22 protein-coding genes are annotated in these 22,429 nt (G+C 72.3%); 8 read left to right on the top strand and 14 right to left on the bottom strand.

The window, feature by feature from the left end:
• Positions 1 to 191: 191 nt before the first annotated feature.
• From AB0M83_RS23140 to AB0M83_RS23110, 7 genes are all read right to left on the bottom strand, one after another.
• Positions 192 to 1,796, bottom strand: coding sequence for an alpha/beta hydrolase (locus AB0M83_RS23140; RefSeq protein ID WP_364520307.1), 1,605 nt, complete (start codon positions 1,794 to 1,796; stop codon positions 192 to 194).
• A 138-nt stretch (positions 1,797 to 1,934) separates the two neighbouring features.
• Positions 1,935 to 2,357 carry a nitroreductase family deazaflavin-dependent oxidoreductase gene (locus tag AB0M83_RS23135; protein WP_364520305.1) on the bottom strand — a complete coding sequence of 141 codons (423 nt, stop codon included), beginning with the start codon at positions 2,355 to 2,357 and terminating at the stop codon, positions 1,935 to 1,937.
• Positions 2,358 to 2,403: 46 nt separating this feature from the next.
• A complete protein-coding gene (gene egtD / locus AB0M83_RS23130) occupies positions 2,404 to 3,381 on the bottom strand; it encodes an L-histidine N(alpha)-methyltransferase (protein WP_364520185.1) in 978 nt (325 codons plus the stop codon).
• The gene (gene egtC / locus AB0M83_RS23125) at positions 3,378 to 4,139 is read right to left on the bottom strand and encodes an ergothioneine biosynthesis protein EgtC (protein ID WP_364520183.1); all 762 of its coding nucleotides are present in this window, start codon (positions 4,137 to 4,139) and stop codon (positions 3,378 to 3,380) included. Before egtC ends, egtD begins: the two co-directional genes overlap by 4 nt.
• Before the next feature lie 4 nt (positions 4,140 to 4,143).
• Positions 4,144 to 5,481: an ergothioneine biosynthesis protein EgtB gene (gene egtB / locus AB0M83_RS23120; RefSeq protein WP_364520181.1), complete on the bottom strand. Its 1,338-nt coding sequence runs from the start codon at positions 5,479 to 5,481 to the stop codon at positions 4,144 to 4,146.
• A complete protein-coding gene (locus AB0M83_RS23115) occupies positions 5,478 to 6,746 on the bottom strand; it encodes a glutamate-cysteine ligase family protein (RefSeq protein ID WP_364520179.1) in 1,269 nt (422 codons plus the stop codon). Before AB0M83_RS23115 ends, egtB begins: the two co-directional genes overlap by 4 nt.
• Before the next feature lie 120 nt (positions 6,747 to 6,866).
• A complete protein-coding gene (locus AB0M83_RS23110) occupies positions 6,867 to 7,793 on the bottom strand; it encodes a LysR substrate-binding domain-containing protein (protein WP_364520177.1) in 927 nt (308 codons plus the stop codon).
• Between the two features lie 121 nt (positions 7,794 to 7,914).
• Between AB0M83_RS23110 and AB0M83_RS23105 the strand changes: the two genes are divergently transcribed.
• Positions 7,915 to 9,114, top strand: a complete 1,200-nt coding sequence (locus tag AB0M83_RS23105; protein ID WP_364520175.1) for a Glu/Leu/Phe/Val dehydrogenase dimerization domain-containing protein — start codon at positions 7,915 to 7,917, stop codon at positions 9,112 to 9,114.
• Between the two features lie 76 nt (positions 9,115 to 9,190).
• Here AB0M83_RS23105 and pip read toward each other — a convergent pair whose 3' ends face one another.
• From pip to AB0M83_RS23080, 5 genes are all read right to left on the bottom strand, one after another.
• On the bottom strand, positions 9,191 to 10,138 hold the full coding sequence (gene pip / locus AB0M83_RS23100; protein ID WP_364520173.1) for a prolyl aminopeptidase: 948 nt from the start codon (positions 10,136 to 10,138) through the stop codon (positions 9,191 to 9,193).
• Positions 10,139 to 10,226: 88 nt separating this feature from the next.
• On the bottom strand, positions 10,227 to 10,955 hold the full coding sequence (locus AB0M83_RS23095) for an ESX secretion-associated protein EspG (RefSeq protein ID WP_364520303.1): 729 nt from the start codon (positions 10,953 to 10,955) through the stop codon (positions 10,227 to 10,229).
• Positions 10,956 to 10,993: 38 nt separating this feature from the next.
• Positions 10,994 to 12,361 carry a WXG100 family type VII secretion target gene (locus AB0M83_RS23090; protein ID WP_364520171.1) on the bottom strand — a complete coding sequence of 456 codons (1,368 nt, stop codon included), beginning with the start codon at positions 12,359 to 12,361 and terminating at the stop codon, positions 10,994 to 10,996.
• 3 nt (positions 12,362 to 12,364) lie between these two features.
• On the bottom strand, positions 12,365 to 12,988 hold the full coding sequence (locus tag AB0M83_RS23085) for a DUF3558 domain-containing protein (RefSeq protein ID WP_364520169.1): 624 nt from the start codon (positions 12,986 to 12,988) through the stop codon (positions 12,365 to 12,367).
• 2 nt (positions 12,989 to 12,990) lie between these two features.
• The gene (locus AB0M83_RS23080; protein ID WP_364520166.1) at positions 12,991 to 13,392 is read right to left on the bottom strand and encodes a hypothetical protein; all 402 of its coding nucleotides are present in this window, start codon (positions 13,390 to 13,392) and stop codon (positions 12,991 to 12,993) included.
• 186 nt (positions 13,393 to 13,578) lie between these two features.
• On the opposite strand from AB0M83_RS23080, the gene AB0M83_RS23075 reads away from it, so the two are divergent.
• From AB0M83_RS23075 to AB0M83_RS23050, 6 genes are all read left to right on the top strand, one after another.
• A complete protein-coding gene (locus AB0M83_RS23075; RefSeq protein ID WP_364520164.1) occupies positions 13,579 to 14,160 on the top strand; it encodes a helix-turn-helix domain-containing protein in 582 nt (193 codons plus the stop codon).
• 23 nt (positions 14,161 to 14,183) lie between these two features.
• The gene (locus AB0M83_RS23070) at positions 14,184 to 14,750 is read left to right on the top strand and encodes a TIGR03086 family metal-binding protein (RefSeq protein ID WP_364520162.1); all 567 of its coding nucleotides are present in this window, start codon (positions 14,184 to 14,186) and stop codon (positions 14,748 to 14,750) included.
• A gap of 215 nt (positions 14,751 to 14,965) precedes the next feature.
• Positions 14,966 to 16,321 carry a hemolysin family protein gene (locus AB0M83_RS23065; RefSeq protein WP_364520160.1) on the top strand — a complete coding sequence of 452 codons (1,356 nt, stop codon included), beginning with the start codon at positions 14,966 to 14,968 and terminating at the stop codon, positions 16,319 to 16,321.
• Entirely contained in the window at positions 16,318 to 17,361 is a 1,044-nt protein-coding gene (locus AB0M83_RS23060; protein WP_364520158.1) for a hemolysin family protein, read from the top strand. Before AB0M83_RS23065 ends, AB0M83_RS23060 begins: the two co-directional genes overlap by 4 nt.
• Positions 17,358 to 18,239: a 3-methyladenine DNA glycosylase gene (locus AB0M83_RS23055; protein WP_364520156.1), complete on the top strand. Its 882-nt coding sequence runs from the start codon at positions 17,358 to 17,360 to the stop codon at positions 18,237 to 18,239. Before AB0M83_RS23060 ends, AB0M83_RS23055 begins: the two co-directional genes overlap by 4 nt.
• A 767-nt stretch (positions 18,240 to 19,006) precedes the next feature.
• Complete coding sequence (locus AB0M83_RS23050; RefSeq protein ID WP_364520154.1) at positions 19,007 to 20,167, top strand: hypothetical protein; 1,161 nt, start codon at positions 19,007 to 19,009, stop codon at positions 20,165 to 20,167.
• Here the strand turns inward: AB0M83_RS23050 and AB0M83_RS23045 are convergent.
• Together AB0M83_RS23045 and AB0M83_RS23040 are read right to left on the bottom strand one after the other, a co-directional pair.
• Positions 20,164 to 20,937 (bottom strand): aldo/keto reductase, encoded by a 774-nt coding sequence (locus AB0M83_RS23045; RefSeq protein ID WP_364520152.1) that lies wholly within the window; start codon positions 20,935 to 20,937, stop codon positions 20,164 to 20,166. The genes AB0M83_RS23050 and AB0M83_RS23045 overlap by 4 nt on opposite strands.
• A gap of 43 nt (positions 20,938 to 20,980) precedes the next feature.
• Positions 20,981 to 21,775: a helix-turn-helix transcriptional regulator gene (locus AB0M83_RS23040; RefSeq protein WP_364520301.1), complete on the bottom strand. Its 795-nt coding sequence runs from the start codon at positions 21,773 to 21,775 to the stop codon at positions 20,981 to 20,983.
• A gap of 193 nt (positions 21,776 to 21,968) precedes the next feature.
• On the opposite strand from AB0M83_RS23040, the gene AB0M83_RS23035 reads away from it, so the two are divergent.
• Positions 21,969 to 22,328, top strand: a complete 360-nt coding sequence (locus tag AB0M83_RS23035) for a nuclear transport factor 2 family protein (protein ID WP_364520150.1) — start codon at positions 21,969 to 21,971, stop codon at positions 22,326 to 22,328.
• Positions 22,329 to 22,429: the final 101 nt, after the last annotated feature.

The raw sequence follows: 22,429 nt of genomic DNA, 5'->3' as shown, positions 1-22,429 counted from the left end.
GTATCGCGTCGGCTTCTTCGCGCACGTGCTCCCGGCGGGACTGAACGAGATGGCGATCCTGATCGCCCACGCCGACGACCAGGCTGGCGCCCCGCTGCCGCGGGCGAATCAGCCGCCGCCGCTCGGCCGGTTCCTCCGGGCACGGGAACGGGCCGGGGCGACAGCGTCACCCCGGCCCGTTTTCCTTGCTACTAAGCGGTTTCGAACGGCTGGACGTTCGGCTGGAACACCTGCCCGTTCGCCGGCACCTTGAGATCGGTCAGGTAGTCCGCCACGGCCTTGTCGACGCCCAGGGCGTCGCCGAGGATGCAGTGGCCGAACGCGTCGACCGACAGCAGCCGGGCGTTGCCCAGCTCGGCCGCCATCCGCTGGGCGAACTTGTACTGCGTCGCCGGGTCGTAGTAGTTGCCGACCACGACCACCGGGACGTCGGTCTTGGCGCGCCACGGACCGCGGTAGACGTCCGGCTTCTTCGCCGGCCACACCGGGCAGCCCGCCGTGTCGGCGAACGCCTGGTAGCGGCCGAAGGTCCGCGACTCGCGCTCCCACTTCGCGGCGATGTCCGGCACCTGCTCCTGCTTGATCTTGAACGGCTTGTCGGAGCAGTTGACGGCGAAGTACGAGTCGTCACTGGTGTAGGGGCTGTCCGGGTTCTGGTCGGCCAGGCCCTGCTTGCCCGGGAGGAGCGCCTTCAGCGGCTTGGCCTGCAGCGCCTGTGCCTGCGCGCCCGCCGGGTGGATGGCGTTGTAGAGCGCCTGCAGGTCCTCGGCCAGGCCGGGGAACGCCGACGGCGAATACAGGACGCTCGAGACCCCGCCGGTGAACGAGTTGATGTCCACGGAGCCGCCGCCGGGGATGGTGATCGGCTGCTTGCGGAGGTACTCGCGCAGTTCGTCGAACTTCGCCCGCGGGGTGCCGTCGCTGAACGCGCACTTGGCGGCGGCCTGGTCGCAGCGCTTCAGGAACCCGTCGAGCGCGATCTCGAAGCCCTGCGCGCGTTCCCGGTCGTACTGCACGCCGTCACTGGTGCGCAGCGCCGGGTCGACGTTGCCGTCGATCACGATCGCGCGGGACTGCTTCGGGAACATCGACGCGTAGGTCGAGCCGATGAGCGTCCCGTACGAGAAGCCGACGAAGGTGAGCTTCTGATCCCCGACCGCCGCGCGCAGCGTGTCGAGGTCACGCACGACGTCCTTGGTGGACATGTGGTTCAGCAGCGAACCCGCGTTGTTCTTGCAGAACTTGCCGTAGTCGCGGTAGCTGGCGAGAGTGCCGGAGATCTCGGCGCGGCTCAGCGGCACCGGGATCTGGGCGCCGAAGACCTCGTCGGCGTCCTCCTGGGTGGTGAAGCAGCGCAGCGGGTTGCTCTGGCCGACGCCGCGCGGGTCGAACCCGACGAGGTCGAACCGGTCGAGCACCTGCGGCTGGAAGTAGTACTGGCCGCTGATCGGCATCCGCAGGCCCGAGCCGCCGGGACCGCCGGGGTTGAGGAACAGCGAGCCGACGCGCGTGCCCGGCGTGCGGGCGGCGCGCTTGAGCAGGGCGATGTCGATGGTGCCCAGCGACGCGTTGTCGTGGTCGATCGGCACCCGGTAGCGGGCGCAGCTGTAGAACTTGACCTGGTCCGCGGGCACGCCGGCGAGAGTGTCGCTCGAGCAGGTGCCCCAGTTGACGGCGGCGGTCGCGCCCACGACAGCCGGCTTGGCCACCGCGTCTTCGGCCGCCGCGGCGGTTCCGGCCGTCCCGGCCAGTCCCAAGCCGGCCACGAGTGCCCCGACCAGTGCGAACGACCGCACCCGGCCCTGTGTGGATCTCGGCAAGACGTCTCCTCCCTGGGTCACTTCGCCGCGCGGTCGAGACGTCACGGCGCGTTACCCGGGAGACACTGGCACAAACCGGTGAATCCCGGCACCGGCCAAAAGGATGGTGGGAACCTATCGGGCAAACGGTTTGAGTACGAAAACCGGTAACCGCCGGCCCGCCTCGCGCTGCTCCATCCGATACCCCGGCCAGAACCGGAGCAGCTCCTGCCACATGGCGTCGTACTCCTCGCCGTGCAGCTCGCGCGCCACCACCTCGGCCGGCCGCCCCTTGAGCGCGACCTCCGCCTTCGGGTTCGCGCGGAGGTTCAACGCCCACGCCGGGTCGTTCGGGCGCCCCCAGTTGGACGCTGTCAGCACCAGGTCGTCGCCGTGCGGGAAGTAGAGCAGGTTCGTGCTCCGCGGCAGCCCGCTCTTGCGGCCGGTCGTCGTGAGGCGGAGCGACGGCAGCCCGGCGAGCGCCACGAGGCTCACCCGGCCGCCGAACGCGCGGTGCAGTTTCTTGTCCGCCCACACGACGAACCCGGCCGTGCGCATCAGCCACGGCTTGGTGCCGACGGCCCGGGCGAGCGCCCGGAGAGGATTAGCCACGCACAGATCTTGCCAGGCTCACCCCGAACCGCTGCTGGGAGTCGGTCCACCAGCGCTCGAGCGCGAACCCGGCCGCGGCCAGCTCCGCTTCGACGCCGCCCGGGCGGAACTTCGCCGAAATCTCCGTGCGGATGTGCTCACCTTCGGCGAACGCCACCGTGAGGTCCGCTCCCGGGATCTCGACGGTCAGCGCCCGGCGGGCCCGCAGGCGCATCTCGATCCACTCGTTCTCCGCGTCCCAGTGCGAGACGTGCTCGAACTCGTCGACGTCGAAGTCCGCGCCGAGCCGGGTGTTGATCACCCGCAGCACGTTCTTGTCGAACTCGCCCGTGACTCCGGCGGCGTCGTCGTAGGCGCGTTCGAGGATGCGGGGGTCCTTCACCAGGTCGGTGCCGAGCAGCAGCCACTCCCCCTCGCCGAGCACTTCCCGCACGGAACGCAGGAAGGCCGCGCGCTCGGCGGGCAGGAAGTTGCCGATCGTGCCGCCGAGGAAGGCCACCACCCGGGGCCGGCCGCCGGGCAGCAGGTCGAGGTGCTGGGTGAAGTCGCCGACGACCCCGCGCACGGTGAGTCCCGGGTAGTCCTTCGAGATCGCCTCGGCGGCCTCGGCGAGCGCGGACTCGGACACGTCCAGCGGCACGAACGCCTCCAGCGTCCCGTGCCCGGTGAGCGCGTCGAGCAGCAGCCGGGTCTTCTCGCTCGACCCGGACCCGAGCTCGACGAGCGTGTGCGCGCCGGTCAGCTCCGCGACGTCGCCGGCGTGCGCGGCCAGCACCTCGCGCTCGCTGCGGGTCGGGTAGTACTCCGGCAGCTGGGTGATCTTTTCGAAGAGCTCACTGCCCTCGGCGTCGTAGAACCACTTGGGCGGCAGCCACTTCCGCTCCGCGGTGAGCCCGGCGACGACGTCCGCGCGCAGTTCCGCGGTGACGGCGTCGCCGGAGCGGTGGTGGTCGAGATCGACTTCGGTCATGAGCGGATGCCTTCCAGGGTCAGGGGAAGCACGTCGACGCCGGCCGCGGTGGCGCGCACGGCGTGGTGGTCGGGGACGGGCCGCCAGCGCGGGTCGCCGTCGAGGGGTTCCGACGCCAGCAGCACGCCCGCCGGGGTCTCCAGCAGGGACAGCGCGTGCGTCCAGGCGGTGCCGATCAGCGTTGCGCCGTCGGTGAGCAGGAAGTTGAGCCGGGAGCCGGGCGCGGCCGCTTCGACGGCGGCCGTCAGCCCCGCCACCGCCGTCAACGGGTCCTCGCCGGCCGCCAGCCGGGCCCGCAGCAGAGCCCAGAGCACCGCCGAGTCCGTCGGTGCCTCCAGGGTCAGCAGTGCGGTGACGGGCAGGGTCTTGGCCGGTTCGGCCAGCGAATCGGGCCAGCCGCGGACGACGCCGTTGTGGCTGAACAGCCAGCGCCCCGCGGTGAACGGCGCCGCGGCCGCTTCGGTCACCGGCATGCCGGTGGTGCCGTTGCGGACCGCGGCGACGAACGCTCCCGAGGTCACCGACGCGGCCAGCGGCGGCAGCGTCTCGTCCGTCCACAGTGGAGTGGACCGCCGGTGCCTGAGCGGCCCGGAGCCCGGGCCGGGGTACCAGCCCAGCCCGAACCCGTCGGCGTTGACCGAGCCGCCGCCGCGCATGTCCGCCGGTGCGTAGGACTGCACCAGCAGCGCGTGCGGCGCGCGGAAAACCGCCTCGGCGGGCGAAACCGGCTCGCCGAGGTATCCGATGTGGCGGCACATGCGCCTAGCCCACCTCGCCGGGTGCCGCGTCGCGGGCGGTGCGGAAGCCGGCGAAGATCTGCCGCCGGATCGGGTAGTCCCAGTTGCGGAACGTGCCCCGGATGGCCGCCGAGTCGGTGCCGAAGGAGCCGCCGCGCAGCACCTTGTACTCCGGGCCGAAGAAGACCTCCGAGTACTCCCGGTACGGGAACGGCGCGAAGCCCGGGTAGCCGTGGAAGTCCGTGCTCGTCCACTCCCACACGTCGCCGATCAGCTGGTGCACGCCGGTCGGCGACGCGCCGGCGGGGTACGCCCCCGCAGGAGCCGGGCGCAGGTGCCGCTGGCCGAGGTTGGCGTGCTCGGCGGACGGTTCCTCGTCGCCCCACGGGAACCGCCGCGAGCGGCCGGTCGCCGGGTCGAAGCGGGCGGCCTTCTCCCACTCGGTCTCGGTCGGCAGCCGCCGTCCGGCCCAGGCCGCGTACGCCTCGGCTTCGTAGTAGGAGACGTGCACGACCGGCTCGCCGGCCGTGATGCGCTCGTAGACCCCGAACCGGGTCCGCCACCAGCCGTCCTGCTCCCGCTTCCAGAAGCGCGGCGCGGTGATGCCGCTTTCGGTGCGGTAGGCCCAGCCCGCCGGGCTCCACCACCGCTCGTCGGCGTATCCGCCGGCGTCGAGGAACTCGGCGTAGGCCCCGCACGTCACCGGGGTCGTGTCCAGCCAGAACGCCTCGACCGCGAGCTCGTGCGCCGGGCGCTCGTTGTCCAGCGCCCACGGCTCGGCCGAGGTGCCCATCGTGAACGCGCCGCCCGGCACGAGGACCTCCGCCGGGAGGGCGCCCGCTCGGGCGGGCGGCGGCTCCGGCGCGTGCAGCACCGGGTCGCCCTTGCGCAGCTGGTGGGTGGCCAGCATGGTCTCGTCGTGCTGCTGCTCGTGCTGGGTGATCATGCCGAACGCGAACGCCTGCTCGGTCAGCCTGCTGCCCTGGAGCGGGACGCGCTCCAGCACGTCGAACGCCTTTTCGCGGACCTGCTTGACGTAGGCGCGCGCCTCGGCCGGGCCCAGCAGCGGCAGCTCCGGCCGGTCGGCGCGGGCGTGCTGGAAGGCGTCGTAGATGTCGTCGATGTCCGGCCGCAGCGGCTCCCGGCCGCCGACGTCGCGGACCAGCCACAGCTCCTCCTGGACGCCGATGTGCGCCAAGTCCCAGACGAGCGGCGACATCAGCTTCGAGTGCTGGCGGACCAGGTCTTCGTCGTCCACGGCGTCGGTCAGCGCCACGCTGCGCGCCCGCGCCCTGGTCAGTGCTTCGGCGGCCCGGGCACGCAGGTCCTGCGCGCTCAGGTCACCCAGTGCTTCCGTGCTCATGCTTCGCTCCTCGATCGGTACGCGCGCCCCTGCACGCTCTTGCTGATCTCGGTGATCGACTCCTCCGCCAGCCCGGTCGCGGCCAGCTCGGCGCAGCCGAGGTCGGCCAGTGCCGCCGCGGCCGCCGCCAGCTCCGGGTCCGCCAGGCCGCGCCGCGCCGCCGTGGTCCAGCGGCCGGCGACCGGTGCGCAGAGGTCACGCACCTGCTCCACGGTGGACGGCCGGGCGAGCAGCGCCGCGACCAGCGCCACCGGCGCCAGCCACTCGCCGGGCGGCTGCGCGTCCAGGTACCGGATCTCCAGGTACCCCTGCGGGCGGACCGGGGTGAACATCGTGGTGAGGTGGTAGTCGAGGTCGGCCACCGTCGGTTTCGGCAGCAGGGACGCCGCGCCCCGGCCCTCGATCCAGTCGGCGAACGTCAGCCCCTCCGGCGCGTCCCACGGCCGGTCCGCTCGGGGCAGGACCATCAGCGGGGTGTCCATCATCCGCTTGGCCCACTCCGCCGCCGGATCGGCCGCCACGGCCGCCGTGCGCGTGCGCACCGGCTCCGTGTCGTGCACCGCGAGCCAGCGGGCGGACGCCAGGCCCGTGTCGCGCCCGGCGTGGACGCGGGAGTTGGCGAAGAGGGCGAGCAGCGGCGGGCCCATGGCGTGCGCGGCCGACCACCGGGCGGCGTGGTGCTCGGCCTCCCCGGCGTCGAGGCACACCTGCAGGCCCGCGGTGCTGCACATCATGGTGATGCCACCGGGCCCGATCGGCGCGAACCGGCTCTCCATCGCCGCGTAGCGCGGCGTGCGGAGGAGGCGGCGGGGCGGCCGGTGGGCGTCGATACCCGTTTCGCCCAGCACGAGGCCGTGCCGGGCGAGGCGGTCACGCAGGTGGTGGAGGTCGGCCGTGACCACTGCGTCGAGGTCGCGCAGGGAGGCCTGGGGAAGAGCGGAGATTTCGACCTGGCACCCGGGCTCGAGGCTCACTGGCGAGCCTGCCGGGAGCGGCGAAGCGGGACTGTCGGGGCGGAGGGTCCGCGGGGTGTGCGGGCCCAGCGCCGTGGCGAGGAGGTCGGGATCGAGGGATCTGGCCGGGTCGTCGGCGTGGTGCACGGTGAACTCCAGCTCCACGCCGATCAGGCGCGGTGGCCCGTGCTTGAAGCACACCGATGCCACGTACGCTTCCCCGGCCGCGCGGTCCGCCAGGACCCTCGCGGTGCGGTTGGACGCACTACCCGACTTCTCGGGAAAGTGGTGCACCGTAGACGCTTCTGTCATGTCCGTCCTTGTTCCGGGTGGTGGAACTTCTTGACTTCGGACGCTACACGCGGGGTACGACAAATTCAGGGCGCATCTTGCGGAGCAGGACGGGTTCACCACTCCGTAAGAAGTCCCGGATCAGGGCAAAGCGGCCTCGGTGCCCAGGCCCAGCTCGGCCGCCGAGGCCCGGACGGCCTCGATCACCAGGTGCAACGCCGGCCGCCGGAACGCGGTGCGCCGGTAGGCGATCGACACGGTCCGCAGCAGCGGGGTGGTGAGCGCGACGACGTCGATCCCGGGCGGCCGCAGCAGCCGCAGGCCCAGGTCCGAAACCAGGGTGACGCCGAGCCCCGCCCCCACCATCGCCATCGCCGTGGACTGCTCTTCGACCTCGTGGTTGATCTTCGGGGAGAAGCCGTGCCGCCGGCACGCCGTGCGCATCGCCCGGCCGAAGTGCGACTTCGGGCTGGCCAGGATCCACGGGTGCTCGGCGAGGTCGTCCAGGGAGGCCGACCCCGTCGGGACCGCGCCCCGCGGCACGGCGGCGTGCAGCCGCTCGACGGCGACGACCGCGCGTTCCAGCCCCGCGTCCCACGCCGTCGGCGCGTCGGAGTAGTCGATGACGAACGACAGGTCGAGCGTGCCGTCGCGGACGGCCTCGGCGGTGTCCTCCGGCGCCAGCTCGCGGGTGCGCACCTCGATGCCGGGGTGCTCACCGGCGAGGGCGGTCAGCGCGGTCGGGAGCAACCCGGAGGCCACCGACGCCCACACGCCGGCGACCAGCCGGACCGTGCGGGCCTCCTGGGCCTCTTCCAGGGCGAGCGTCGCGCGTTCCACCGAGCCGAGGATCTCCTCCGCGTGCTCGGTCAGCAGCTTGCCCAGCTCGGTCAGCTGGACGCGCCGCCCGAGCCGTTCGAACAGCTTGGCGCCCACGTCCCGCTCCAGCTGCGCGAGCTGCTGCGACACCGCCGAAGCGGTGTAGTGCAGGGCCGCCGCGGCCGCGGTGACGGTGCCTCGGCGGTGCAGCTCGCGGAGCATCCTCAACCGATGCAACGAAAGCTCCATGCAGCAAACCTAAACGAGATCGTGCAGCAGCGGTAAATGGACGCGAGGGCCACCCGGGGCGCACGCTCGGTCGAGGCGGTCGCCGGACCGCCCCGGACTTCCCTGGAGGTGAGTGGCCCTGATGACCCCGCGCAACGCCGAGCCGCTGATGCGACTGACGTGGACCGATCCCATCACCGGCGCGAACGGCTACCTGGTCGTGCACAGCCTGGTCTCCGGCGTCGCCACCGGCGGCACCCGGATGCGGGCGGGCTGCACGATGAGCGAGGTCGAGGACCTCGCCCGGGGCATGGCCAACAAGACCGCGACCTTCAACCTGCCGGTCGGCGGGGCGAAGGGCGGCATCGACTTCGACCCGAAGGACCCGCGGGCGTTCGGCGTGCTGAAGCGGTTCTGCGCGTTCCTGCGGCCGTGGCTCGACGCGCACTGGGTGACCGCCGAAGACCTCGGCGTGCCGCAGCACCTGATCGACGAGGTGTTCGCGGAGCTCGGGCTCGAGCAGTCGTACCACGCGGCGATCGCCCGTTCGGCCGATCCGGCGCGCACCCTGCGCCGGGTGCAGGCGGGCCTCAACGCACCGGTGCCGGGCGGGCTGCTGCTCGGCGACGTCGTCGGCGGCTACGGCGTGGCGCAGGCATGCCTCGGGGTCGCGGCGGCGTGGGACTGGGACGTGCGCGAGACGACCGTGGCGATCCAGGGCATCGGCACCATGGGCGGCGGCGCGGCCTGGTACCTGCACGAGGCGGGGATGAAGGTGGTCGCCGTCGCCGACGCCGCGGGCACGCTGTACGACCCCGTCGGCCTCGACGTCCCGGCGCTGCTGGAACTGCGTGACCGCTTCGGCGAGGTGGACCGGTCGCGGCTGCCCGCCGGGGTCCGCTCGCTGCCGCGCGAGACGGTCGTCGGGATCGACGCCGACATCTTCGTGCCGGCCGCCATCTCCTACGCGCTGCGGCCGGACAACGAGAACCTGGTCAAGGCCGCGGTGGTCGTCGAGGCCGCCAACGCCGCGACGACGCCCGAAGCGGAGGCCGCGCTCTCCGCCCGCGGGGTCGCGGTGGTGCCGGACTTCGTCGCCAACGCGGGTGCGGCGGCGTGGGCGTGGTGGCTGCTGCTGGGCGAGGTCGGCGCGGACCCGGCCGACTCGTTCCTGCGGCTGCGCACCGAGATGCAGGCCAAGGTCGCGCTGCTGCTGACCGAGTGGAACATGGACCGGCTGCCGCTGCGCGTCACCGGGCTGCGGCTCGCCGAGACCACCCGGGCCCGGCGCGCCGAGGCGGCGCTCGCGCCGGAAGGTGAGCCGGCGCTGCTCATCCCCTGAGCGGTCAAGCCTCTGAAGGCCACCACCAGGGCATCCAGTGCTCTGATGGTGGCCTTCAGAGGCGTCCGGGGTGCGGTCAGCGGGCGAAGCGGTCGGTCGCGCCGACGAGCACGTCCTGCATCGGGGCGTCCTGCGTGGAGTGCCCGATGTCGTCCAGCATCACCAGCTCGCTGCCCGGCCAGCCGTGGTGCAGCAGCCACGGCGTGCCGACGATGTTGCTCGTGTCGAGCACGCCCTGGGCGAGCACGGCCGGGACGCCCGCGAGCTTGCCCAGGTCACGCAGGATTTCGCCGTCGGGCAGGAACGCCCGGTTACTGAAGTAGTGCGTCACGAGCCGCGCGAAGCAAAGCCGGTACGCCGGGTCCTCGAAGCTCTTGTGCGGGGGCACGCCCGGGAGCATCGCGTCCTCCCAGGCGCACCAGTCGTCGGCCGCCTTGCGGTGGACCGCCGGATCGGGATCCATCAGCAGCCGGTGGTAGGCGGCGGACAGGTCGCCGTCCCGCTCGCTCTCCGGCACGCCCTGCCGGAACTTCTCGAAGGCCTCCGGGAAGTACGCCCCGAGCCCGCGGATGAGCATCTCGATCTCGATGAACCGGTCAGTCGCGAGGCCCATCAGGACGAGTTCGCTGACGCGATCGGGGTGGCGCAGCGCGTAGGTCAGGCTGAGCACGCAGCCCCAGGAACCGCCGAACAGCAACCACTTCTCGATGCCGAGCCGGGTGCGGAGCAGCTCGAAGTCGGCGACCAGGTGATCGGTGGTGTTGGCGGAGAGGTCGGCGACCGGGGCACCGGCGTGCGGGGTGCTGCGGCCGCAGCCGCGCTGGTCGACGAGCACGACCCGGTACTTCGCCGGGTCGAAGTACCGCCGGAGGTTCACCGAGCACCCGGTCCCGGGCCCGCCGTGCACGACGAGCGCCGGCTTGCCGTCCGGGTTCCCGCAGGTCTCCCAGTAGACCTCGTGCCCGTCGCCGACGTCGAGCAAGCCGTGTTCGTACGGTTCGATCTCGGGGTACAGCCCAGCCATCAGCGCGTCCTTCCACCGGAATACAACAGCGCTGTCACGTTACCGCCGGAGGACATCCGGTGCGGCTGATTTTTCACCGGGGCGCCGCTCAGACGAGGTCGACGGCCAGTTCCATGAGCGTGTCGGCCAGGTCGCGCGGGCCCGCCGGGCCGATGTGGATGACGGCGTCGTCGCCCGTGCCGGAGGTGTAGCTGAGGTAGCGGCCCCAGTCCGTATCGGCGTAGTGCAGCGGCTGCCGCAGGCAGGTGTGGCGCCCGACCTCGTCCCGGCGGCCGACGTAGAGCTCGCCGCTGCCCGAGACCGGGCGCTGCACGAGGCTGATGACGTCGGCGATCGCCGGGGCGAGCGGGTAGGCGTCCTGACCGCGGCGCGCCGCCTCGGTCAGGTCGGCCACCCGGACGGTGCGCGGGTGCCCGCCGCCCGCCCCCATCGGCGGCAGCTGCTCGACGAGCGACTCGGCGAGCCGGTTCCGGTCGATCTCCTGGACGCCGACCTGCGTCCCGTCGGAGACCGCCAGGATCGCCTGCAGGCCCTTGGCGGCGGCGAGCACACCGTAGGTCCGGCCCTCGACACCGACCCAGCCGTAGCACTCCCGCGCCGGGTTCACCAGCAGCGGGAGCCAGTCGAGGAAGTCGACGGTGGCCCGGCCGCGCGCGTCGATCAGCCCGGCTTCGGCCAGCGCCGCGTCGACCCGCTTGCCGGCCTCGTCGCGCTCCTCGTCCGAGAGCCACAGCGGCTCCGGGCGCAGGGTGATGTGCAGCTGACCGACCTGCTCGCGCTCGGCCAGTGCGGCCAGTGCCTCGACCGGAACGTCCACCCGGCCTGTTGCCACGTCCACCCGCCTACTCGCTCGCTCTACTCGCCGATGACCGGCGGACTGGTCCGCTGGTCGGTACCGAAGATGGCGTCCGGGTCCGCCTCGATCAGGAAGTCCGGCCGCTGGTGCTCATCATCTTCCTCACCCTCGCCCCGGCGGCCCCCGGCCCCCATCGGTCCCATCTGCCCGGACCGGCCGGCCGCCGACCGCGCGGCGGCGGCCTCCGCGGCGGCGGCGTTGCCGAGGCTGCCCATGCCGGAACCCCGGCCGCTGCCAAGGCCCCGCTCCCCCGCGGCGCCGCTTCCGCCGCCACGGCCGGAGCCGCTTCCGGATTCGCTGCCGCTTCCGGTTCCGCTGATCGGGCGGCCGTTGGAATCCAGCAGCCGGCTGCCGGCGTTGCCGCTGGTCGGCCCGCGTCCGCCGGTGCTCGAGTTGGGGTCGTTGCCGAAGGTGTTGGAGTAGTTCTGGCCGCCGCCACCGCCGGTGCCGGTCGGGTAGAACTCGATGCCGTCGGTGCCGACCGGCGTCCGGCCGGGGCGGTCCGTGCCCGTCTGCCCGGGGCGGGTCGTCGTCGTGGTCGGGCGGCCGGTACCGGTGGTGTGGGTGTCGTCGCCGGGTCGGTCGGTCCCACCGGGACGGTCGGTGCCGCCGGGCCGATCCGTGCCGCCCGGGCGATCGGTGCCACCGGGGCGATCCGTGCCACCGGGGCGGTCGGTGCCGCCGGGCTGGTCGGGGCCCCCGGTGTGCGTGGGGTCGACGCTGGTGGTCGAGGTGTGGTCGTCCGGACCCGGCGGCGGCGGGTCCACCCACCCCTCGTGCAACCTGATGACGTGATCGATCCGCCCGGGGCCGTCGGGCTTGTTCACCGAAATGGCGGCGCCGTCGGACTCCAGCACGCCGTAGTCGGTGGGGAGCGCCGACCTCGTGCTGTCGGTGACACTGCTGTACTGGTCCATGACACGGACGTTCGTCTCGTTCGCCGCGTTGTACTTCGCGATGCCCGCTTGGTAGTCGTCGATGTCGTCCTTGGCCATGAAGGGCCCGGCGATGGGGATGGCGGCCTTGAGCCCCGTCGTCCACGGGTTGGGCTTTTCGGGCTTCGGCGGAATCTCCACGACGGAGCTGCTCGAGTGGTCGAAGGCGGTGGCCTGCGAGTCGACCGACGCCTTGGTCACGTCCAGCGGCTCGGCTGTTTCGGCGAAGGCCTGCTCGAGCGGGCCGGCCCCGGCGTTCGCGGCGTCGGCCGCGCTTCCGGTCCAAGCCTGCTTCATCCGGTCCTGCAAGGACTTGATGCCCTGAGCACGGTCCAGGTAGGCATTCGAGAGGTTCGCGACCTCATCGGCGGCGGTGCGCAGGCCGTCCGTGTTGCCCTGTCTGAAGTTGTCGTAGATCTGCTTGCCGTCCACTCGTCAGGCCCCCTTGAGTGTGGTGATGATGGCGGCTGCCACCTGGCTCGCCGCGGCACAGGAATCGTCAGCGCCTTCGTAGCCGCCGGAGTGCACGGCGATGACCAGGTCATCGGCGACTCCGACGTCGAGACTGCAGTTGCCGATCGGCCGCCGGTCGCGCTTGTCGACGTAGACCGCCGGGTAGCCCTCCACCTCGGGAGCGGGCTCGAGGAAGGGGAACTGACCGGTTTCGTGTGCCGTGTACAGCCCGGCCAGGCCGCCGGCACCCCGGTCACGGTTTCCCGTGCCGATGATGACGAGCATGCTCACGCCTTCGCCGGAGATCTTCCAGCCGCAGTTCGGCCCGGCGGCGCCGAGCCCGTCATCCTGCATCTGGGGTTCTCCGGGATCAGTGAACCGCAACGGCGTCAAGGCCGCGGCCGGAACGATGTCGCAGGGCTTCGTGACGTATTTCGAGACATCGAGAGGAGCCGACACCTTGGGCACATCCGGATCGGACGAGGCACCCGAGGAGACCGGCGAGGTCGGTGCCGGCGAGGCGGTGCCGGTCGTCTCGGGCGAGCAACCGGCGAGAAGCAGGACGGCGACCACGCCACCGGCCACTGCAGGAGCGAGCAGGCGCACGGTCACACCGTCCGGAACGGGTCGGCCATCCCCTGGTCGGTCGCCACCGTCTTCGTCTGCGCTTCCTTCAGCTTCTTGATGTACTCCTGCACGTACTTGCGCATCGAGTCGTTCTGGGTCTGCAGCGCGAAGAGCGAATCCATACTCGTGGAGACATAGCCATTGCTGACGGCATCCTGTCCCGGAGCCTCGATGGACGAGATGATGGCGTCGATCCGCTTTCCGTCGTCGACGATCTTGTCCAGCTCGTCTTCCCAGAGACCGATCACCGAGGCGAGTTCCTCGGGGTCCATCTTGAACTGGCCGCCCCCGCCGCCACCGCCGCCGTAGACGCGGCCGCCCTCGCCGAGGATGTCGCCACCCCAGACCGCCTGGACCGCCTGCCCGGCTTCGCCGATGATCACGACCCGCACCTTCCCCTCAGTTCACCCACCGTGATGGTGCAAAGATTAGCCAACTGTCTCACGCCGTGTCAGCGAATCGCCGCAACGTTCCGACGATGGGGGTTCCGGTTCGGTTCCCGGGCACTCCGGGTCACAGTACGTACGTACGGATTGCGAGATCCCGGTCCGCGATGCCAGGATTTCAGGATGCCACGCGTAAGCCAGGATCACCTCGACGCACGCCGGCGCCAGATCCTCGACGGCTCGCGTGTCTGCTTCGCACGCTACGGCTACGAAGGTGCCACAGTCCGGCGCCTGGAGGAAGCCACCGGGCTGTCGCGCGGGGCCATCTTCCACCACTTCCGCGACAAGGAGTCGCTCTTCCTCGCCCTCGCCGAGGACGACGCCATCCGGATGGCCGACGTCGTGGCCGAACAGGGCCTGGTCCAGGTCATGCGGGACCTCCTCGCCGGCGGTGACCACCCCGCCGACTGGCTCGGCACCCGCCTCGAGGTCTCGCGGCGGCTGCGCACCGATCCGGAGTTCCGCGCCCGCTGGGCCGAACGGTCCGAGCAGCTGACCACCGCCACCCGCCTGCGCCTGCTGCGCCAGCGAGAGGCCGGCATCCTGCGCGACGACGTCGACGTCGACGTCCTCACCGCGTTCCTCGAGCTCGTCCTCGAAGGCCTCGTCTCGCACCTGGCCATGGGCCTGCCGGCCGCCGGCCTCGGGCCGGTGCTCGACCTCGTCGAGGAGACCGTGCGGCGGCACCGGCCGGGCACCAGCTGATCCGCCGTGGTCAAATGGCCCGCGTGGATCTTCTCGAGGCACACGGCCACGCGTTGCGGGCCTTCGGCGACGCGGTGCACGCGGCCGGGGACACCGATTGGGGCCACCGCACGCCGTGTACCGAGTGGACGGTCCGCGACCTCGTGAACCACCTCGTCGCCGAGCAGCTCTGGGCACCTTCCCTGCTGGCCGGCGCCACTTTGGACGACGTGGGCGACCGCTTTGACGGCGACGTCCTCGGCGACGACCCGGTTTCCGCCTGGGACTCGGCCGCCGAAGCCGCCCGCGAAGCCTTCCTCGACGACGGCGTGCTGGAACGCGCCGTGCACGTCTCGACCGGGCTGCTCCCGGCTCGTGAGTACGGCTGGCAGATGACGATCGACGCCGCCGTGCACGCCTGGGACCTCGCGACGGCGCTGGATCTGCCTTGCCCGGTGACCGAGGAACTCGCCGAGCGCCTCCTCGACGTCGTCCGACCTTGGGTGGACGAGTGGCAGGGGCTCGGCATCTTCGACCCGCCGGTCCCGGTCCCCCGCGGCGCGGGTCCCGCCGCCCGGCTCGTGGGCCTGCTCGGGCGCGCACCGCGGTGAACCACCCGCCGAGGTGAGCGCGCCGACACACCGATATCTCCGCGAGGGCGGGCGGGGACACGTTAAACTCATCCGCATATTCGCAGTACACGCCGATTCACTGCTAGGAGTGACCGTTTCGTGCGCGCAGCGCAGTCACCTGGTGACAGTACCGAGCCGGGTGACCGACCCGGCTGTCCGATAGGTTCATCCCCCGCCGACCGGGCGGCCGCGGCATGATCCAAATCCTCTTCGCCGTCCTGGGCGTCCTCCTCTTCGTGCTGCTGACCGTCGGCACCGGCCTCGCCGTCGCCGCGGAGTTCTCGCTGACCGCGCTCGAGCGCAGCACCGTCGAGGCCAACGTCCGCCAGGTCGGCGACCGCCGCGCCCTGACCGTCCAGAAGGCCCACCGGACGCTGTCCTTCCAGCTCTCCGGCGCTCAGGTCGCCATCACGCTCACCACGCTGATCACCGGCTACCTGGCCGAGCCGCTCATCGGCGAGCTCGTCCGGCCGCTGCTCACCGGCATCGGGCTGCCGGAGGACTTCGCTGCTGGCGCGTCGATCGTGCTCGCCCTGATCATCGCCACGTCGCTGTCGATGATCCTCGGCGAAATGGTGCCGAAGAACCTCGCCATCGCCCGGCCGCTGCCGACCGCCCGCGCCGTCGCCGGCTACCACTCGCGGTTCTCCGCGCTCTTCCGCTGGCTCATCACGCTGATGAACAACAGCGCGAACTTCCTCGTGCGCAAGTTCGGCGTCGAACCGCAGGAGGAACTGCGGTCGGCCCGCTCGCCGCAGGAGCTGGGCTCGATCGTGCGCTCCAGCGCCGAAAGCGGCACGCTCGACACGTCGACCGCCGAGCTGCTGGACCGCTCGCTGCGGTTCGGCGAGCGCACCGCGGAGGAGCTGATGACCCCGCGCGTGCAGCTCGAATCGCTCGCCGTCGACGACACCATCGAGGACCTCATCGACCTCTCGCGCCGCACCGGCTTCTCGCGGTTCCCGGTGCACGCCGAGGACCTGGACGACGTCCGCGGCGCCGTGCACGTCAAGCAGGCCTTCGCGGTGCCCGCCGCCGACCGCGCCGCCGTGCCGATCGGCTCGGTCATGCGGCCGGTGCCGACCGTGCCCGAGTCCCTGCCCGGCGACGACCTGCTCAACCGGCTGCGCGACTCCCGCTTCCAGCTGGCGATCGTCGTCGACGAGTACGGCGGCACGGCCGGGCTGGTGACCCTGGAGGACGTCGTCGAGGAGATCATCGGTGACGTCCGCGACGAGCACGACGACCACGAGGGCCCGGCGTCGCAGCAGGTCGGCACCGACAGCTGGCTGGTGTCCGGGCAGCTGCGCGCCGACGAGATCACCGACGTCACCGGCTTCCGGATGCCGGACGGCGACTACGAGACCATCGCCGGGCTGATCCTCGAGCGGCTGGGCAAGATCCCCGCCGAGGGTGACGCCGCGGAGGTCGACGGCTGGCTGCTCACCGTCACCACGATGGACAAGCGCCGGATCGCCGAGGTCGAAGTGGCCCCGGTCCGGGCGTCCGAAGAATCCCCGGCACCCGCCGTAGCCGAGGTGGTCTCGTGAGCGACTGGCTGAACATCGCCCTCGTCGTGGTCCTGCTGCTGCTCAACGCCTTCTTCGTCGGCGCGGAGTTCACGCTGATCTCCTCGCGGCGTGACAGGCTCGAAGCGCTGCTGGAGCAGGGCAAGACGCGCGCGAAGATCGTGATCAACGCGAGCAAGCACGTGTCGCTGATGCTCGCCGGCGCGCAGCTGGGCATCACCATCTGCTCGCTGCTGCTCGGCCGCCTCGGCGAGCCCGCGATCGCGCACCGGCTGTCGGCGTTCTTCGACCTGCTGGGCCTGCCCGAGACGCTGCTGCACGCGGTTTCGTTCGCCATCGCGCTGGCGTTCATCACCGTGCTGCACGTCCTGATCGGCGAGATGGTGCCGAAGAACCTCGCGATCGCCGAGCCCGAGCGGCTCGCGCTGTGGCTGGTGCCGGTGCACGTCGGGTGGGTCAAGCTCGCCAACCCGTTCATCTGGCTGCTCAACTTCGTCGCCAACTCGCTGCTGCGCGCGGTGAACGTCGAGCCGAAGGACGAGCTCGAGACGGCTTACACGTCCGACGAGCTGGCCGAGCTGCTCAGCGAGTCGCGGCGCGAAGGCCTGATCGACCAGTCCGAGCACCGGCGGCTCACCCAGACGCTGTCGTCGGTGCAGAAGACGGTGGCCGACGTGCTGGTGCCGACGGCCGAGCTGACGACCCTGCCCTGCGGGCCGACGGTCGGCGACGTCGAGCGGGCGGTGTCCTCGACCGGCTTCTCGCGGTTCCCGGTGTGCACCGACGACGGCCGGCTGACCGGCTACATCCACGTGAAGGACGTCCTCGACCTGGCCGGCCACGACCCGGCGACGATCGTGCCGACGGCCAAGACGCGCGCGCTCACCGAGCTGCGGGCCGACGCCCGGCTCGACAGCGCGCTGTCGGCCATGCGCAAGGAAGGCAGCCACCTGGCGCGGGCGCTCGACGTCGACGGGAAGGCCGTCGGCGTCGTCGCCCTGGAGGACCTCGTCGAGGAGTACGTGGGCACCGTGCGCGACGGCACCCACGTGGGCGCGTGACCGCCGTCGACGTGCTCGCCGAACCGGACTGGCTGGCCCGGGAGGCGGCGCACGTCGAGCGGATGCGGCGGTGGACGGTCCCGCACCAGGAGCGACGGTCACGGGGCGAGAAGCACCCCGTGCTCGACTTCCTGTTCACCTACTACTCGTACCGGCCGTCGCACCTGCAGCGGTGGCAGCCCGGGCCCGGCGTCGCGCTCGCCGGGCCCGCCGCGCGGCGCTTCCTGGACCGCAAGGGCTACGTCGAGACCGCCGACGGCGTCGTCCTCGACCCGGCGGGCTTCACCGAGGGTAAGAAGCGGACGGCCGAGTTCGTCCTCGGCCTGCTGACCGCGACGGCGTCCCGCGCGCCGCGGCTGAGCTGCTTCGGACTGCACGAGTGGGCGATGGTCTACCGCGAGCCGGCGGACTCGGTGCGGCACAACCAGGTCCCGCTCCGGCTGGGCTCGGCGGGCACGGACGAGGTCGTCGAGTCCCTGGACATCCGGTGCGGGCACTTCGACGCGTTCCGGTTCTTCACCACCGACGCCCGGCCGCGCAACGAGCTGACGCCGTCCCGGGAGACGCAGGTCGCATTCGAGCAGCCGGGGTGCCTGCACGCGAACATGGACCTGTTCAAATGGGCGTACAAGCTCGATCCGTTCGTGCCGGCGGAGCTGGTCGCGGACGGGTTCGAGCTGGCCGTCGAGATCCGGACGCTGGACATGCGGGCGAGCCCGTACGACCTGGCCGCGCTCGGCTATCCGCCGGTGCGGATCGAGACGGCCGAGGGACGCGCCGAATACGCCCGGGCCCAGGGTGATTTCGCCCGGCGGGCGGCGCCGGTGCGTGCCCGCCTGATAGCGCACTGCCATCGCCTGGTCAGCGCAGCACCCTGAGTACGCGCCACTGTGAGTCAGATTATTCTCTCACTGATACTCACCTGTTAGGGTGATAACGGTTTCATTGCATCGCAGCGCGTACTTGACATGCGCAGGACGCCGAAAGGACGACCATGGGGCGACACGCCCGGGACGACGAGCCCGTGCCGCACCCTCAGGACCGTGCCGGGGCGCCGGGGGGCCGCCGCCCGCACCCCGACGAGGCCGCGGGATCTCCCCGCGCCGCGGGTCGAGGTGAGGCCTCCGGCGCGTACCCGGTCGCGGGCAAGGGCACCCCGAAGCGCAGCTCCATCTCGGACGCCTTCGGGATCGCCGGCCGCGGCGCCGCTCGCGGCGAAAAGTCGGGCTACTTCGTCTCCGGGGGCGGCGAGCCGACCGGCTCGCACCCGGCCCCCCGCCGCGGTGAGGCTTCCGGCTCGTACCCGGTGGCCGGGCGCGGTGAGGCTTCCGGCTCTTATCCCGTCGCCGGGCGCGGTGAATCGTCGCCCGCCGCCCGTCGCGGCGAAACTTCCGGCTCTTACCCTGTCGCCGGCCGCGGTGAAGCTCCCGCCGGCCGCCGTGGTGAGGCCTCAGGCGCGTACCCCGTCGTCGGCCGCGGTGAGACTCCCGGCGGCCGCCGCGATGAAACTTCCGGCGCGTACCCCGTGGCCGGCCGCGGTGAGGCTGCCGTCAGCCGCCGCGATGAGGCCCCCGGCGCGTACCCCGTCGTCGGTCGCGGTGAGACTCCCGCCGGCCGCCGCGATGAGACTTCCGGCGCGTACCCCGTGGCCGGCCGCGGTGAAGCTCCCGTCAGCCGCCGCGATGAGGCCCCCGGCGCCTACCCGGTTGCCGGCCGCGGTGAGGGTTCCGGCTCCCACCCCGTCGCCGATCGCGGCGAATCGTCTCGCGCCACCCGCCGCGGTGAAGCTTCCGGGTCCTACCCGGCGGCCGGGCGCGGCGAAGCTCCCGCTGGTCGCCGTGGCGATGCCCGCCGCGGTGAAGCCGGGGGCGGGCGCCGTCGCGGTAAGGCCCCCGCCCGGCCGGCGGAGTCGGCCGCCGAGCGGACCGAGATCATCACCCGGCACGACGAGACCTCCGGCGACTACCCGATCGCCGCCCGGACCGAAAACACCGGCTCGCACCGCACCCTCGACCGCGACGGCGACAGCGAGAGCAACCCGCGCCGCGGCCGCCGTCGCAGGGAAGCCGGCGAAAGCGAGACCTCCGGCCGCCGTCGCGTCCCCGGCCGCACCGACACCACCGGGCCGTCCGCCAAGGATGAGATCACCGGAAAGAGTGAGGCCACCGGCTCGCACCGGACCCTCGGCAAGGGCGAGGCGACCGGGTCGCACCGGATCGTCGGCAAGAAGGCGCCGCGGCGCCGGATCGCCACCTGGCCGATCGCCTGCGCCGTGCTCGCCGCCCTGATCGGGCTCGGCGTGATCGGCTGGAACTGGGCCGACAGCGAGCTCAACAGCCGCGCCGAGGCGCAGGCCGCCAGCTGCTCCGGCGGCACCTCCCACATGCGGATCCTCGTCACGCCGAGCGCGCAGAAACCCCTGACCGCCGCGGCCGACCGCTGGAACCAGGCCGCGACCGTCGTCCACGGCCAGTGCGTGCACGTGATGATCGAGGCCAAGCCCTCCGCGCAGGTGCTCGACGCGCTGGTGGGCCGGACCAACCTCGACGCGATCGGCGGGCTCCCCGCCGCCTGGCTGCCGGAATCGTCGTACTGGGTCAGCGAGCTCACCACCAAGAAGCCCGAGCTGATCGGCTCGCCCGCGCAGTCCGTGGCGAGCGCGCGGTCGGCCGACTACCCGTTCATCGGGCTCACCGGGCAGGGCATCGACGACACCGTGCTCCGCGCCGCCCAGACGTTCCGCGAGTACCTGGAACAGCCGGCCCAGCAGGCCGACTTCGCCGCCGCCGGGATCAAGTCGACCTAGACGCGCGTCCCGTTGTCGAGCTCGGCCAGCACGGCGAGGTCGTCGTCGGCCAGCTCGAAGTCGAAGATCCCGAAGTTCTCCCGGGTGCGGGTCGTCGTGGCCGAGGCCGCCACGGCGACCGTGCCGGCCTGCAGGTGCCAGCGCAGCACGATCTGGGCCGGCGTCTTGCCGTACTTGGCCGCGAGGGCGGTGACCGTCTCGTCGGCCAGCAGGCCGGCGTTGGCGGCCGGGCTCGACGCGGCGGTCACGATGCCGCGCTCGGTGTGGAATTCGCGCAGCGGGAGCTGCTGCAGCCACGGGTGCAGCTCGATCTGGTTCAGCACCGGGACCGCGCCGGTGGCGTCGATGAGCCGGCGCAGTTCCGCGATGCCGAACCCGGCGACGCCGACCGCGCGGACGCGGCCGTCGGCCCGGAGGCGGCTCAGGGCGCGCCAGGTGTCGGTGAACGCGCCTTTCGTCCCGTCCAGGAGGCACAGGTCGGCGTGCTCGAGCCGGAGCGCGGCCAGTGCCTGGTCGGCGGCGCGGCGGGCGGCGTCGTAGCCCTGCGCGGGCACCTTGACGCTGACGAACAGCTCTTCGCGGGGGACTCCGGCGAGCGCGTCGCCCACCGCCGCCTCGGTCCCCGGCGCGGTGTCGAAGCCCCGGTAGCCGGTGTCGAGGGCGATGCGGACGGCACGGCCGGTTTCGGCCGCGGTCAGTCCCGCGACACCGAACAGCAGCTGGGGGATGCGGACTCCGTCGGACAGGGCGAGCGAAGGCGGGACGGCCATCTACCGGTGATCCTCACGTCGGATGCTGCGCGGGTGTCCCCCATCATTCCACCGACGCGGCCCGCTCGCGCAGGTGTGCGGCCGTCGCCGGGTCGGCCGGGAAGAACGACTCGATCACCAGTTCCGCGACCGTGACGTCCAGCGGCGTGCCGAACGTGGCGACCGTGCTGAAGAACGTCAGGTCGGTGCCCTCGTGGCGGAACTTCAGCGGCACGAAGATGTCACCCGGTCCGGGGACCTCCACCTCGGGCACCGGCTGGTCGCAGGGGTAGCCGCGCAGCTCGTCCAGGAGGTCGGTCAGCGCGGGGTCCGCGGTCTGGCCCACCTGGCGCCGGAGCCGGCCGAGCAGGTGGGCGCGCCACTCCCCCAGGTTGAGCACGTGCGGGGCCATGCCGTCGGGGTGCAGGGTCGCGCGCAGGACGTTGGTGGTCAGCTCCGGCGGGATCCCGGCGACGAACAGACCGGTGGCGGCGTTGGCGTCGACGAGGTTCCAGCCCCGGTCGACGACGGCGGCCGGGTAGGGCTCGTGGCTCGCGAGCAGCTGCCGCACGGCCTGGCGGACGGCGGACATCTCGGGGTCCCCCAGCGCGTTCTCGGTGTAGGCGGGCGCGAACCCGGCGGCGAGCAGCAGCCGGTTGCGTTCGCGCAGCGGCACGTCGAGGTGCTCGCCGAGGCGCAGCACCATGTCCCGGCTCGGCCGGGAACGCCCGGTCTCCACGAAGCTGAGGTGGCGGGTGGAGATGTCCGCCGAGATCGCGAGGTCCAGCTGGCTGATCCGCCGCCGGTCGCGCCATTCCCGCAGCAGCTCCCCGACGGGCCGCTGCCGCGCGGCCTGCACCGTAGTCGTCACGCGAGCGACGCTACGGCGATCACCAGGTCGCTGCCATTACTTCGGGGGTAATGGCGACGCCCGGCTCGAGCGCCGCCGCGGCATTACCTCTCGCGTAATCGACGGGCCGCCGGCCGTCCGCCAAAGTCGTTCCCAGCACCGGACGACGAAAACCCGTTGTCCCCCAACGAAAGGAACCGCCATGACCGACGTCCGCGGCATCGTCGAGCAGTACATCGCCGTCTGGAACGAGACCGACGGCGACAAGCGCCGCGCCCTGATCGCCGAGCTCTTCACCGACGGCGCCCGCTACACCGACCCGCTCGGGGCCGTCGCCGGGCACGACGGGATCGACCAGTTCGTCGGCGGGGCGCAGCAGCAGTTCGCCGGGCTGACCTTCAGCCTGCCCGCCGAGCCCGACGCGCACCACGACCTCGCGCGGTTCCAGTGGTACCTCGGCACGCCCGGTGCCGAGCCCGTCGCCATCGGGTTCGACGTCGTCGAGCTCGAAGACGGGAAGATCGCCCACGTCCACGGCTTCCTGGACAAGATCCCCGGCTGAGAACCGGCGTGCGGGGGGGCGGGGCCGGGGGGGCCCCCCCCCCCCCCCCCCCCCCCCCCCCAACCCCCCCCCCCCCCCCCCCCGCGGGGGGGGGGGGGTCC

The organism is Amycolatopsis sp. NPDC051106 (assembly GCF_040682775.1).
In the GTDB taxonomy this organism is placed as follows: domain Bacteria; phylum Actinomycetota; class Actinomycetes; order Mycobacteriales; family Pseudonocardiaceae; genus Amycolatopsis.
Note: the sequence above shows the minus strand (reverse complement) of the source record. Positions and strands in the feature narration are given on the sequence as shown.

Bases quoted from the DNA above. Each gene is read 5' to 3' on its own strand.
- egtB (WP_364520181.1), bottom strand. From the start codon at position 5,481: ATGAGCACGGAAGCACTGGGTGACCTGAGCGCGCAGGACCTGCGTGCC.
- AB0M83_RS23105 (WP_364520175.1), top strand. From the start codon at position 7,915: ATGACCCCGCGCAACGCCGAGCCGCTGATGCGACTGACGTGGACCGAT.
- egtD (WP_364520185.1), bottom strand. From the start codon at position 3,381: ATGACCGAAGTCGATCTCGACCACCACCGCTCCGGCGACGCCGTCACC.
- AB0M83_RS23075 (WP_364520164.1), top strand. From the start codon at position 13,579: ATGCCACGCGTAAGCCAGGATCACCTCGACGCACGCCGGCGCCAGATC.
- AB0M83_RS23065 (WP_364520160.1), top strand. From the start codon at position 14,966: ATGATCCAAATCCTCTTCGCCGTCCTGGGCGTCCTCCTCTTCGTGCTG.
- egtC (WP_364520183.1), bottom strand. From the start codon at position 4,139: ATGTGCCGCCACATCGGATACCTCGGCGAGCCGGTTTCGCCCGCCGAG.
- AB0M83_RS23045 (WP_364520152.1), bottom strand. From the start codon at position 20,937: ATGGCCGTCCCGCCTTCGCTCGCCCTGTCCGACGGAGTCCGCATCCCC.
- AB0M83_RS23035 (WP_364520150.1), top strand. From the start codon at position 21,969: ATGACCGACGTCCGCGGCATCGTCGAGCAGTACATCGCCGTCTGGAAC.
- pip (WP_364520173.1), bottom strand. From the start codon at position 10,138: ATGGCTGGGCTGTACCCCGAGATCGAACCGTACGAACACGGCTTGCTC.
- AB0M83_RS23135 (WP_364520305.1), bottom strand. From the start codon at position 2,357: ATGCGCACGGCCGGGTTCGTCGTGTGGGCGGACAAGAAACTGCACCGC.
- AB0M83_RS23115 (WP_364520179.1), bottom strand. From the start codon at position 6,746: ATGACAGAAGCGTCTACGGTGCACCACTTTCCCGAGAAGTCGGGTAGT.
- AB0M83_RS23110 (WP_364520177.1), bottom strand. From the start codon at position 7,793: ATGGAGCTTTCGTTGCATCGGTTGAGGATGCTCCGCGAGCTGCACCGC.